Genomic DNA, 12,565 nt, shown 5'->3' with positions numbered 1-12,565 from the left:
TCAACAAGGCCAACCGCCCAAGGACTTCAAAGACGGGCCACTAGATATCCCACGGCCGTATGGTGTCAAGCGGCGCTGGCCAGGAGGTTGGGTTCGTCCCGGTGGGTCCTGGCGATGCCCTCGTCGTAGAAGGTTTGGTGGCGCAGGCAGCCGTGCAGGATGCTCACCAGACGGTTCGCCACGGCACGCAGGGCTTGGTGGTGCGTGGCGCCGCGGGCGCGGCGTTCATCGTAGTAGGCCCGGGCCCCTGGTGAGGTGCTCAGGGCGGAGAAGGCCTGGAAGTACAGGGCGTCACCGAGGCGGCGGTTGCGGGCGTAGCGGGCCAGCACGGCTCTCTTCTTGCCCGAAGCTCGGGGGAAGCGGGCTCATGCCGGAGTAGTTCTTCCTCGCCCTGGCATCGGCGTAGCGGTGGGGATCGTCCCCGAACTCGGCGAGCTCCCGGGCGCCGAGAACGAAACCGAGACCGGGTTGGCTGCGGTAGATCTCAGCATCGAAGGTGCCGGCCAAAACACTGCTGGAGCTGTTCCTGCAGCGCCTCGACCTGTGTGCTCAGCGCGGTGATGACGGCGATCAACGCCCCGGTGCTGGCGGTGTAGGCGGCCTCGATCCCCGGACGGGCCGGCAGGTGGGGTCCCTGCAACGCCGTGACGATCTGCTCGGCCCGGGTGCTGAGGTTGCGCTGCCGGCCTCCCGTCCGCAGCAGGGCTTGCACCGGCTGGGTGGTCAGCCGTGCCCCGGCGGCGGGACCAGGGGCGGCGGTGAGCACGGCGACCGCGTCACGACCGTCCAGGTCGGTGCCGAAGGCCGCCAGGGCAACCGGGTAGTACTCTCGCAACCCCGAGCGCAACGTGTTGACCTGCCGCTGACGAGCCCAGATCAGCGACTGGTGCGCCCGGGCCAACACTTTGACCTCCTCGGCGATCGCGCTGTCACCGGTGATCGGGCGGTGATGGGCCCGGTCCGTGCGTACGAGCTCGGCCAGCACCAGCGCATCACCGGGATCGGACTTTGCCCCCGAGGTGCCGTGCCGGTCCCGGTAGCGGGCCGCTTGCAGCGGATTGATCGCGTAGACGGTGTACCCGGCGGCCAGCAGGGCCTGCACCCACGGACCCCGATCGGTCTCGATGCCGACCACCACCTCGGCCGTCTCGTCGTCCTCGCCCCGGTGGTCGGCGATCAGCCCGTGGAGCTTCTCCACCCCGGCCATGCCCTTGGTCAGTCGCTGACGGACCAGTCTCTTGCCGTCGGTGTCGATCACCCCGTCGTTGACAGCCGCTGTCGGCGGTGGATCCGATCACCGGGGTGCTGATCCTTGCAGCCCGGTTCACTTCCCAACGTTTCGAGCATCGGACAGTCCCACTACCGGTCGCAAAGCCACCCGTGGCACGAACTCATAGGGGTCGAAAGCGGTGGCGGACCCGGTGAAAATTCGGGCCTGGGCCAAGGAGAGCGGCTACCAGGTCTCCGACCGCGGCCGCATCCACCAATCCGTCAAGAACTCCTACTACACCGCCCACTGAGCAAGTAACGCCCCGGACGATGACGCGAGTTGCCGCTACTCACCAAGGTGAGTAGCGGGAGCGTCGTTGACGCTCGCCCTCCACCATGGAGACCGGAACTGATCGGGTCATTACTGCCCTCAAGGCCATCCGTGCAGGAGACTGGGCGGACACCCACAGTCCTGCACGGCCACGGATCGAGGACTCAGGGTTCCCCCACCGGAACATCAGTGGCCGGTATCTGAAGATCCGGAGCGTCCCCAGGAGGTTCTCCGGTGCTGGGCGGAACAGGGTCAGGCGACTCCCGCTCCGACGGGTCCGTGAATCCCGTTGCACTGTCTGTCGGTGCGGTGGGGAGCGCAGTGGTGAGCGCTGAAACGTCTCGCTCGAGGTCGATGGTGTGGGTGACTCCGTGCGACGGGATGTCGATCGCGAGTTGCTCATAATATTGGCCGGGCTGCTGAGGAGAGAACTCCACGATGAGGATGCATTCCTCAATCCCCTCCGACACCACTAAGCCGGTGCAGGTGTTGTCGGTGACCGCGAAGACGCCACCATGCTCGTTGGAGAGACTGGCGGCACCTACCTCTACCGCCTGAAGTGCTTCCTCAGCGCTCAGACGAACTCTAACCTCAACCTTTCTGAATAACGTGCAGTTGTCGAACGGGGCTGAGCAGCTGTCGTCGTCTCCGTCGTCTCCGTCGTCTCCGTCGTCTCCGTCGTCTCCGTCGTCTCCGTTGCTCCCGCTTTCTCCCAGCGACTGCCACTGCGCATCGGTGACGATCTCACCGCCCCCCGAGAGCTCTGTTCGCGCTTTGTCGACCTCACCTGTGGCCACTGCCGAGGTGGCGGGAGGGGATTCTCCATTCGGTGTTCTCTCGGTATCGGTCGGGGCGCAGCCGACCACCGAGCCGACCAGGAGAAGTCCGCAGGCCGCCCTTGAGAATGATGATCCAATAGTGCGCGTCATGACTTCCCCGGTTTTAGCTCGATGCGGATGGATGGCTCGTCCTTGATGATGATCGTGGTGCCTTTGCCATGGGTCCATCCGTTCGGCAGCAGGAAGAACTTGTCGGCCGAGCGCACCAAGAGACGGAGGCCCGAGTACTTGTACCGGTACCGGGCATCGGGCATGTCGTTCCTCTCCACGGAGACGGAGCTGCCGAGGGCCAGGGACTCAGCGCTGTAGACGGTCACCGCAGGCTGGTCTTTCAGATGTCCTGCGATGTGTTCCGCCCTTACTCGCCCCTCATCACGGGCATACAGCGTTGTGGCCCAGAACAGGCTCAAGACCACGAGGAAAACCAGGGTCAGATAAACCGATTGTTCCCATGCCGGGGCGGGAGCCGACGAAGGCCGGGTGTCGGAATGATCCGTTACGGCGACCAGGATGAAGTAGCTGTACGCCATGCACAGCGCACCCCCACCCAGCAACGCCGGCCGAAGCAGCAGACGGACCAGCTGAAGATCAAACGGGTCGTCGAACAGCAACGAATGGACCACCAGGGCGATGGCCACGAAGCCCAGCACCGCCGACCCGGTGGCGGCGAGCCGGACGATGCGAAGGTCGACGTCACTGTTCAGAATCCGGCGGACGAAGGCGTGCATCACTAGTCCGAGGAGCATCGCAAACGCGATGAATATCGTGGGAGCGATCAAAGCGTCGGGGCTCCGCAGCACGTAATCGGTGTTCGTGAATTCCAGTGTGCTGGGGTCGAGTCCAAAGTAGCGACTGCGGCTGTCCGTCATCGTCCACCCGAACCAGAAGGCCAGTGCGGTGAACAAGGTGGTGGGAGGAATGAGCAGCACCACCCAGTTCAGCACCTGGGAGGCCAGCCCCCCCTGCGCTTCGTTCTTCGGAGGGTCCGATACGGTTCTTCGCCGCGGGCTTCGCGGAGAACTTCCCCGAGCCCGGGCCTTACGCCATTGCTGCTTGCGGTTCGTGCTCATCGCTCGTCCTTGCGGCTCATGACACTGCCCTTCGTCAGTGTCTCACCCGACACGGCCTCCCCAACCTTCATGACTTGGAATTTTTATAGAGCTCTGCTGGGACAGCGCCATCAAGTAGTTGACCCGATCCGGGCCGACCCGTCAGCTGCTGGCGGGACTCACAGTGAACAATGACTTGACCAACCTCGAGCAATCGTCCCACTTCCAAGGAAGTGGGACAGCTACCTCGAACTCGACGAGACGTCTCGCATCCACTGCCTTCCAATACGGTCGCGGCGACTGGGGCCGGCCCAGCGGTGCGAGGATCAGCGCCTACCTCGGGTTGGTGCCCTCCGAGCACTCCTCCGGGGCCAGCCGGTCCTTCGGCGGGCATCACCCGCACCGGCAACCTTCACGCGAGGCGGCTGCTGATCGAGGCCGCCTGGCACCACAAGCCCCGCTACACGCCGCCCTGGCCCCACTGACCCAGTGAACGACGAAACGGCGTCCCTCACCGGCCAACGAGGGACGCCGTTTCACCCTGTCCTCTTGACAAGATGGACTACATATCAGTCCAACGCGAAGGTCGCCACGACCGGGGCGTGATCGGACTCGGGGTATTTGCGGTCCACCGCGAAGGCCGCGGACTCGTCGTGCAGGACCTCGTTGTGGATCTCGGACCCCCGGTAGGAGGCCAGCAGGTTCCGGGTGACGAGCATGTGGTCCAGCATCTGTGCTCTCCCCTGGTGGAAGAGGGTGTAGCGGGCCGGTTCGGGCACGGTGTGCTCGATCGGCACCAGGATCCGGTTCACCAGCTCGGGGTTGCCGGTGTCCTCCACGTCACCCCGGATCGCCTGCACGGGCACCTCCTCGGGGTCAGCGTTGAAGTCCCCGGCCACCACGATGAACGCCTCCGGATCCGTATCCAGGATGCGGTCCACGAGCCGGCGCACCTCCACCGCCTGGGACATCCTCTTCATGGAGGAGATGAAGCTGCCCTCGGCCCATGCGTCGGCAGAGCGCCAGGTGAAGTTGTCGATCTTCTGGCCCGGGATGTTGGTGGGAATTTTCGACTTCAAATGCACATTGATCACGTGCAGCACCTTCCCGCTTTGGAGTTTCACATGGGCGTAGAGGATGGGGCGTTCCACCGTGATCTCCACCGCGGCCTCATCCGTGGGTAGGGCGGTCAGACGGCGATAGGACAGCGCGCCCACCAGGTCATTGCTCAGCTGCTCCACCGCAACAATGGGCAACGGTGTGGCCACCACCAGGTTCCGCTCCCGGAACACGGCACCGTCCTCGCCCCGGGTGCTGGCGAGGTTGGCTCCTGCCAGCCCGGTGTCCTCCAGTAGCGCGCGCAGGGCGTGCACCTCCCGGAGAGCACCCGGGCGGTCCTGCCCGTTCACCTCCTGGAAGACCGCCACATCCGCCCGCAGCCGGTGGATCTGCGGGCGCATTAGACGGATCCGCTCCTCCAACGACGGTCTGACCCCTGGGGCGGTCTCGTCGAAGTTCTCCAGGTTGAACGTCGCGATCCGGAACTCAGCCATCAGATACCCCCCGCACTACGGTTCACGGTGTCGCATCCCAGCCCAAACACAGGAACTGCGACTTGTACCTATCAGTTAGACAGTGCCCGGGAGAATCTCCGCAAGCAATAAATTCACGATTACCGCATGGTTGTTAACCGGGGCCAGCTCGGCCTGCGGATCACCCAGCAATCAGTGTGCCTCGCCTGCGTCAGCCACCCGTTCCCCCACACAGAGCTGGCCGACACGAGTGTCTTGCAACCAAAATGTCTTGCATTCCTTGGCTTATGAAGCGGAGGCCAAAGAATCAGAGACTTATGGTGCGCGTAGCGGCTCAGGGATAGAACTCTTTTAATCTGACTGCTGTGTCGGGATGTCCCTGGTGGCCGCTTCGTTCTCCCCGATGACCTCGAGGATCGCCTGAAGCCCTTTAGGATCAATCTGACCGAGGGCCCGGGCGGCGAAGTTGCGGACCTCGGCTCGTCGGAGGGCGCGCACCGTGTGGAGTTCCTGCTCGACCTGCTGAGGGAGCGGCCCGTCCTCCTGCACGAGGTATCTCGGGTCCACTCCGAACACTTCCCCCAGCGCCCGGAGCAGTTTCTCGTCGGGGCGCACCCGGGTGTCTGCGGTCTTGAGGTAATGCCATTTCGTCCGTGAGATGGCCACGCCGCGGTCTTTGAGGCCTTGCTGGATCGTGGTGAAGTCGTAGGGCTGGCCGGCTTCGGTGCGCAGGGTGTCCAACAGCAGGTTGATCTTGTCGGCCAAGATCTGGGCTGAGCGTTCCCGGTTGGCGTCCCCCACGTGCTTTCTCCTCATGTCACGATCCAGGCGTAGATGCTGCCCAGGAAGGCCAGCCCGTAGATGAAGCCTGAGATCACCTGCGGACCGGTGTGGTCCTGGAGCCGGATGCGGCTCCAGCACACCGCCAGGCCCACCGGAACAAACAGCAGCCCGACAACACCCCAGGATGTTGTCAGGGCAACAATAGTTCCGCCCATCATCATGCCGTGCCCGGAGATCTTCCACCACGGACTCACCACAGCGATCACCAGCCCGGCCAGGAACGTGGCCACGAGCAGCGCCACGATCTCGATCGGCCCCTGCAGCAGGATCGCGGCCGTGAGGTAGCTGAGGACCAGCACCAGCACCCCGGCCATCACCGGTCGGCGGTGCTCCTTCACGCTCACGTGGTGGTCGGTGAGCACCCCTCGGCGCACCAGCATGAGGACCACGGCCAGCGGAACCCCGCACACGATCAGGGCCGCGCTCATTCCCCACCACAGCGAGGCAGCAGATGGGTTCGCCCCCCAAGGCAGCGCGATGAGCAGCGCCGCCAGCAGCACCGGAGGCTGGAAGGCTTCCGTGGCCGTTCTCTCCCAGCGGGGGACGACGATCGAGGTACTCATGATGTGAGTTCAAATCTCCTCTCGGCGGCCTGCAGGGCACACCGTTGCTTTTCCGACAGGCCCACGTTTTCTGCCCGCAGGGCGTCTTCGACGGCAATGACGGCACTGTAGAGAACCTGCTGGGGATCAGCCGACAGAGCGCTGGACCAGCCTGGAGGGCGTCCACCAGGACTCCACCGATCCGCGCCGAGGTGGGCCCACACCGGGGCGATCCTCACTATGTCCAAGCGCAGACCCACCTTCAGGCGCCGGCCTTGGGCGTAGAGCCCCAGCCACGCCACGGCCAAGCACACCAGCACGGCCCCGGGCAGGAAGACCGGACCGAACGAGGCCCGCAGGGCCACAGCTACAGCATCCCACGTGCCTGAATACCCGAGGACTGCGTAACCGGCCTCGAGCGTGCAGCCGAGCACGAGCAGAGAACCTCCCACCCCCAGGCCGAGCAGCCCCGGCCACAGCAGGCGGTCGTGCCCCGGCTGGCGCAGGGTGAGTTCCCGGAAGGCGACACGGGCAACATCGGCGGCGTTCCACGCTCCCATCACCATGATGAGCAGCGTGTAGACCAGGGTGCCGCCCTGGTCAAGATGGTCCGGAATGAACGCTCCCGAGGTCGGGCCCCGGTCGATCGAGAAGAACGCTGCCGTCAATCCCAGCAGCAAGGCGCTACCTATGGCGGCCTCCCGCAACGTCCGCGACCGGCTCCAGTCCCTGCGCTGCAGGGACTGCACGAGGGCAGCCCGCAGGCACCATACGGCGCTGAGTGCGAGCAGGTTGCGCACCAGGTGGAAGATGTTCTCCCCGCCCAGCCACGCATCCACGGTCCGCTCGGGAACCATGACCCCGTTGGCCGAGAAGGCCAGCGCCGCCAACGCCGTGCCCACCCAGACGAAGTCCACTCGGCGTCGCCGCGCCACTCGTGGCAGACGAACGACCGCTGCCACGGCGGCGAAGAGGAACGCCACGGCCTTGAGCAGACTCAACACCGCTCCCAGGCTCATCAGAAGGCCTCGAGCAGAGGATCCACCTGCTGGGTCAGTCGGGCGGCCAACCTCGTGGCGGCGTTCTCTGCCGCGATCTCCTGGGCCGTCCAGGTCGAGGAACGCCCGAGAAGAGTCTTGATCCGCCGGGAGCCCCCGATGTGGGCGAAGGCATTCCCCAGCGTCAGCTCGCACCCACCGTGCATGAGGAGGATGTGTCCGTACTCGTGCAGGATCACATGCCGGCGCAGCAGCTCGCTCTCCCCCGCAGCATGGAAGATCCAGGACTGCTCGGCCTTCTCCAACCACAACCCCGTGACGTCCTGACCCAACCCCGCCGGCGCCGGCTCGATGTGGATGGGCTTGCCGTGCCGACGCTGCACCTCCAGATGAAGACCCTCCCAGGTGAGATGGTCCGGCAACTCAGCCAGCACATCGGAGTCGGAACGGGAAACAGTTCCCCCTAGCCAAGACATGCCCTCCAGGCTACCTGGAACTTGAACATGTTTATGTTGAACATGTTCAACATGCATTAGGGTGGATGCATGCCGTGCGGCACTTTGCGCCCGACCGTAGATGACTAAGGCCATCGCCGCTTGCCTTGTTTGCAGGAGGGATCGTGTACCAGAGGGATGAAAAATCACCGAGACACACCTGATACCGCTATCGGTAGCAGTGTCGATATGCCATGATCGACCCATGACCGAGTACCAGCAGCCGAAGTTGCAGGGCCACAAGGTGGCCCTGATGGCGCGTGTGTCTCCAGAACAGCACCGCGCGGCGATCGAAGCATCGCATCAGGCGGGGCTCAGCATGGCCGAGTACATCGGCGCCTTGATCGACCGCGACGCTGGAAGGTCCAACAAGCTCGACAACAGGGAGGAGCCGCGCCTACCGCTGGCTAATTCCGCTTAAACGACTGACGACCCGCCTGGCAGGGCGGGCCGTCGAAGTCATTCGGCTGTCTCAGGTCGCCAAACTCGCGACAGCCGTTCCAACAGCTAACTGAATCGAATCTGTCATGAACCCAATACCAGGGGACTGTTGTGTCCCCTAGTGTACCTGAGGCGCGTCCGCAAATGGACCCCTCGTCACTCAACCGCGCCGATTTTCGGTCACACTCCTCCCCCGACGCTGCCCTCGAGGCTCCCGCGGAGCTTCCCTCGCACCGTCGACGGGTGCGGGTGGCCTACGAACGCTCCAAGGCCGTGGTGCTGCGCGCCGTGCCCCAGGGTTGCCGTCTGGCCCGCCACGTGGTCGCGTGGAAGCGTGCCGTGCTGGAGCACCCGGCCCTGGAGCTGATGCGCGCCGACGGCCGGGCCAACATGGCCGCCCTGGTCGAGATCATCGCCGTCCAGCAGGACCCGGGGTCGCGGACCTGGCGCACCACCTGGGGATGGGTGGCCGAGCGCCTGGGGGTGCACGAGGACAGCATCGGGCGGATGATCCGCCGGCTCAAGGACTGGGGGCTGCTGGCGGTGGTGGCCACCGGCCGCTCCGCCCGCTACACCCCGCGGTCCACGGGCAAGAAGCAGGGCGAGGCCCCCGTCTACGCCCTCACCGTCCCCGCACCCCCGAAGCTGGCGCCCACCCCGGACGAAAAGACCGACGAGGAGCAGGAAGAGGCTGTGGATATAAATGTCGGCCCGGTCCCCCCGAAGGGGGTATGTTCTCCCCCGCACGCGCGCGAAAGACTTTCCCAAAAGGACGCGGCTACGCCGCGACCCTCTGCCAAAGCCGCCGCGCAGCGGCGGGAGGCCCAAGCCGCCCTGGCCCAGCGGACAGCTCCGCTGTGGCCGGCTCATGCAACGGTTCAGCCTTCGAGGGTGGGGGCGGCCCGGTCGGATTGGAAGCAGGCTTATCGTTGGGCGGGGTTGGAACTGCAACACCATGCGCTGGTGCTGCGACGGATCACCACCGCCTACGTGGTCTCGGTGGCCAAGGCCCACTTCCAGGCCAGCTGGACCATCGCCGATGTGCTCCACGCCCTGGACTGGGCACCTAATGGCCAGCGCTACCCTCACGACGCGGCCACCGGGATCGAACACCCCGGGGCCTGGTTCGCCGCCCGGCTGCGGGCCTGGACGCACGCCGACGGCTCCCCGCTCCGCTCCCCCGGCCAGCGCGCCGCGGCTGAGGCCGAGCAGCGCCGGGCCGAAGCGGTGGCCGCCGCCGCCCGTTATGCGGCCCGGCAGGAAGCTGCTGAAGCCGCCCCCGAGAATGCCGGGGCGGGGGGCGTGGCCGTTAGGTCGGCTGAGGAGGTGTCGGTGGCGCGGCGTCCGCTGAAGGAGCGGTTCGCGGCCGCCTACGCGGCCGGGGTGGCCGAGGCCGCTCGGCGGGCCGGCGCCCCCGGTACGCAGTGATGTGAGGTGTCCTGGCCTGCTGGGGCTCGCGGTGAGCTCGGGGCCGGCTGCGGGCGGGAGGGGTCCTTGGCACGTGCGGGCGCTGGAACATGTGGGAAGTGCTGCCGGTCACGGGTGGGGCGCCTCCGGGGGGAAGTCCGGGGGTGTGGGGAGGTCGGTGTAGCCGACTTCGTACTCGGTGACCTCGAGGATGCGCGAGCCGGAGGTCGCTGCGGCCCGCTCCCGGATCGCTTCCACGGTGGACCGGCTGGCGACCAAGGCCTGCTCGTCGATCCAGTAGGTGATCGACAGGCTCCGGCCGGTGGCCCGATCGACCAGACTCACCGCACCCCGGTATCCGGGCAGCCCTTGGAGTTGAGGCAAGACCTCCGTACGCAGAGCATGCAGGCCGGCGTCGTAGTCCTGCGGATACCCACCCTCATAGGCACTCACCCGTGCGTACATACCACGCTCCTCTCCCCTGTGCTGCGGCCAGGCTATGCACCCGCGCCCACCACGCACTGCACGTCCCCTGGGGTCGGTCTCGCGGTGATGGCCTGTCTGGTGGACGGGTCACGGCACTGAGTCACCCGACGGCGGCGGCGGTAGTGGACTGCCGAGCAGGACACCGCTGTGTCCGGGGTGACCAGAGTCTGCCGGTGGTGGGGTCCGGGTGCGGGGGATGTGGGTGGAGGCGGTCCCGGGCCCCCCGGCTCGGTACCGCCTCCACCATCGACCGCCAGGCGCACACGCTGGTCGCATCCACCGGCAGGACGTCGTTGTCTCTTGCCCGCAGGGTGCGCCTGGAGATCTGAGGTCGAACCTGGGACTCGCCCCCCGGCGGGTCCCGCTCATCCCCTCCCCCACTGTGGGTGATGCCGCTGGTCAGGGGCAACATCATGCGAAATGTTGCACCGATCACATTGAATGACCGGCCCCGGGCTCATCGGGGGTGCTGATCTTGGGGTGTCCGGGCCGACGACCAGACTCCAAAGCACCAGCACTGATCAGTGCGTAGATATATACGCACTAATCGTGGTCAGGTCACTCAGTATCGAATATATGTTCTATTCTGGCGGGTATGAGACCCCCCGTGCCGCTGGCCATTGACGATCCCGTGCTGGTGAACGCGGTTCTGGTCCGGGTGCCGGCTGGATTCCCCTCCCCTGCCCAGGACAGCTTCGACGACGGGCGCATCGACCTCAACGAGGTGCTGATCCGCGATGTCACCTCCACCTACCTCTTCCGCGTCACCGGGAACTCGATGGAAGGCATCGGGATCTACTCCGGGGACGAAGTGCTCGTGGACCGCTCCCTGACCCCACGGCACGGCAGCGTGGTGATCGCGGTGCTGGACGGGGACTTCACCATCAAGACCCTGCACGTGACCGGCGATCGGGTGGTGCTGCACCCGGAGAATCCGGCCTATCCGGACGTGGAGGTCCCGTCCCTGTCGGAGCTGGTGGTCTGGGGTGTGGTGGTCTATGGCATCCGCCACATCCACTAACCGGAATGGTGGTGTGTGGTGATCGCCCTGGTGGACGTGAACAACTTCTACGCCTCGGCCGAGGCTCTCTTCGAGCCCTCCCTAGCAGGGAAGCCGCTGGTGGTGCTCTCCAACAACGACGGCTGTGTCGTCGCCCGCAGCGCTGAGGCCAAGGCCCTGGGGATCCGGATGGGTGACCCTTGGTTCCAGTTGCGCGCCGACGCCCAGCGCTGGGGGCTGCTCAAACGCTCCTCCAACTACCAGCTCTATGCGGACCTGTCCGAGCGGGTGATGCTGCTGCTGGCCCGCCACGCCCGCGATCAGGAGGTGTACTCCATCGACGAGTGCTTCCTGCTCCCACCCGACGGGACACCTGAGGAACAGGTGCGGTGGGCTCGCCGGCTGAAAGCCACTGTGGCCCGCAATGTCGGGCTGCCGGTGAGCATCGGGATCGCCAGCTCGAAGACGCGGGCGAAGATCGCCACCGAGGCCGCGAAAAAACTGCCCGCCACCGGTGGAGTGGTCCACTGGGATCAGGCCCCGGACGGGTACTGGGACCGGCTCATGGCGGCCCTGCCGGTCACCGAGGTCTGGGGCATCGCCGGGCGGCTGGCCAAAAGGCTGGAGGCGATGGGCATCGAAACTATCGCCGACCTGCGCGACGCGGACCCGGTGGCCATCCGCCACAAGTTCTCCGTGGTGCAGATGCGCACCGTGCTCGAGCTCAACGGCTTCCCCGCCATCCCCGTGGAGGACGAGGTGGCCACCAAGCAGCAGATCCTGGTCTCCCGGTCGTTCCCGGACCCGATCTGGGATCCGGAGATCGTCGGGGCCGCGGTGGCCGAGTTCGCCCAACGCGCCTCCCGCCGACTCCGGAAGGAAGGCGAAGTCACCGGGCGCCTCACCGTCTTCGCCACCACCTCCCCGCACCGACCTGGACCCACCCACAACGTCTCCATCCAGGTGCGCCTGGCCGTGCCCACCCACGAGCCCACTCCCCTGGTGACCACCGCCCGGGCCGCCCTGGTGCCCAAGCTGATGCACGGCATGTCCTACATGCGCGCCGGCATCCTCTGCACGGACCTCGCCCCCGACGGGGCCGTACCCGTCCTGCCTGGAGTTCTCGAACAACCCGCACCCCTCGGAGAGCTCATCGACACGGTCAACCGCCGCTTCGGCACCGGCACCCTCGCCCTGGGCCGACTCGGCGCCCACTCCCCCGTCCCCTGGACCAACCACCAAGCAGACCTTTCCCCCAGATACACCACCGACTGGAACGAACTACGCACCGTCAGCTGACCGATAACTCACCACCACGAGGTGCTTCAGTAAATGGCAGCTGTCATACATCTGAGGTTGACCCCCTTCGGTGGACGTCCTTGATGGTCAGGCCT

Annotated in this window: 13 protein-coding genes and 2 pseudogenes; 6 read left to right on the top strand and 9 right to left on the bottom strand. The window is 66.0% G+C overall.

Annotated features, from left to right (window positions below; genetic code table 11):
* Positions 1-40: 40 nt before the first annotated feature.
* A pseudogene (locus AVL61_RS09290) lies at positions 41-1,258 on the bottom strand (IS110 family RNA-guided transposase).
* Positions 1,259-1,421: 163 nt separating this feature from the next.
* Between AVL61_RS09290 and AVL61_RS17420 the strand changes: the two are divergent.
* Complete coding sequence (locus AVL61_RS17420; protein ID WP_231738358.1) at positions 1,422-1,520, top strand: Lsr2 family DNA-binding protein; 99 nt, start codon at positions 1,422-1,424, stop codon at positions 1,518-1,520.
* 184 nt (positions 1,521-1,704) lie between these two features.
* Here the strand turns inward: AVL61_RS17420 and AVL61_RS17415 are convergent, their stop codons facing one another.
* Positions 1,705-2,469, bottom strand: coding sequence for a hypothetical protein (locus tag AVL61_RS17415; RefSeq protein ID WP_157571366.1), 765 nt, complete (start codon positions 2,467-2,469; stop codon positions 1,705-1,707).
* The gene (locus tag AVL61_RS09285; protein ID WP_157571365.1) at positions 2,466-3,449 is read right to left on the bottom strand and encodes a hypothetical protein; all 984 of its coding nucleotides are present in this window, start codon (positions 3,447-3,449) and stop codon (positions 2,466-2,468) included. Before AVL61_RS09285 ends, AVL61_RS17415 begins: the two co-directional genes overlap by 4 nt.
* A gap of 274 nt (positions 3,450-3,723) precedes the next feature.
* Between AVL61_RS09285 and AVL61_RS18720 the strand changes: the two are divergent.
* A pseudogene (locus AVL61_RS18720) lies at positions 3,724-3,883 on the top strand (transposase); the annotation flags it as partial.
* Between the two features lie 114 nt (positions 3,884-3,997).
* Here AVL61_RS18720 and AVL61_RS09280 read toward each other — a convergent pair.
* From AVL61_RS09280 to AVL61_RS09260, 5 genes are all read right to left on the bottom strand, one after another.
* Positions 3,998-4,981, bottom strand: a complete 984-nt coding sequence (locus AVL61_RS09280) for an endonuclease/exonuclease/phosphatase family protein (protein ID WP_058874066.1) — start codon at positions 4,979-4,981, stop codon at positions 3,998-4,000.
* A gap of 330 nt (positions 4,982-5,311) precedes the next feature.
* The gene (locus AVL61_RS18420; protein ID WP_058874065.1) at positions 5,312-5,761 is read right to left on the bottom strand and encodes a hypothetical protein; all 450 of its coding nucleotides are present in this window, start codon (positions 5,759-5,761) and stop codon (positions 5,312-5,314) included.
* 11 nt (positions 5,762-5,772) lie between these two features.
* Positions 5,773-6,366, bottom strand: a complete 594-nt coding sequence (locus AVL61_RS09270; protein ID WP_058874064.1) for a hypothetical protein — start codon at positions 6,364-6,366, stop codon at positions 5,773-5,775.
* Entirely contained in the window at positions 6,363-7,364 is a 1,002-nt protein-coding gene (locus AVL61_RS09265) for a hypothetical protein (RefSeq protein ID WP_058874063.1), read from the bottom strand. Before AVL61_RS09265 ends, AVL61_RS09270 begins: the two co-directional genes overlap by 4 nt.
* A complete protein-coding gene (locus tag AVL61_RS09260) occupies positions 7,364-7,726 on the bottom strand; it encodes a hypothetical protein (protein WP_157571364.1) in 363 nt (120 codons plus the stop codon). Before AVL61_RS09260 ends, AVL61_RS09265 begins: the two co-directional genes overlap by 1 nt.
* A gap of 316 nt (positions 7,727-8,042) precedes the next feature.
* Between AVL61_RS09260 and AVL61_RS09255 the strand changes: the two genes are divergently transcribed.
* Positions 8,043-8,258, top strand: a complete 216-nt coding sequence (locus AVL61_RS09255; protein ID WP_047802221.1) for a hypothetical protein — start codon at positions 8,043-8,045, stop codon at positions 8,256-8,258.
* A 269-nt stretch (positions 8,259-8,527) separates the two neighbouring features.
* Positions 8,528-9,706, top strand: a complete 1,179-nt coding sequence (locus AVL61_RS09250) for a hypothetical protein (protein WP_157571363.1) — start codon at positions 8,528-8,530, stop codon at positions 9,704-9,706.
* A 108-nt stretch (positions 9,707-9,814) separates the two neighbouring features.
* Here AVL61_RS09250 and AVL61_RS17855 read toward each other — a convergent pair whose 3' ends face one another.
* Entirely contained in the window at positions 9,815-10,030 is a 216-nt protein-coding gene (locus AVL61_RS17855) for a hypothetical protein (RefSeq protein ID WP_157571362.1), read from the bottom strand.
* Positions 10,031-10,766: 736 nt separating this feature from the next.
* On the opposite strand from AVL61_RS17855, the gene AVL61_RS09240 reads away from it, so the two are divergent.
* Positions 10,767-11,192, top strand: a complete 426-nt coding sequence (locus tag AVL61_RS09240; RefSeq protein ID WP_058874059.1) for a LexA family protein — start codon at positions 10,767-10,769, stop codon at positions 11,190-11,192.
* 15 nt (positions 11,193-11,207) lie between these two features.
* The gene (locus tag AVL61_RS09235; RefSeq protein ID WP_058874058.1) at positions 11,208-12,470 is read left to right on the top strand and encodes a Y-family DNA polymerase; all 1,263 of its coding nucleotides are present in this window, start codon (positions 11,208-11,210) and stop codon (positions 12,468-12,470) included.
* Positions 12,471-12,565: the final 95 nt, after the last annotated feature.

Origin of the sequence: Kocuria rosea subsp. polaris, from assembly GCF_001483755.1 — a bacterium.
GTDB lineage: Bacteria > Actinomycetota > Actinomycetes > Actinomycetales > Micrococcaceae > Kocuria > Kocuria cellulosilytica.
This window is presented reverse-complemented; position numbering and strand designations above follow the sequence as displayed.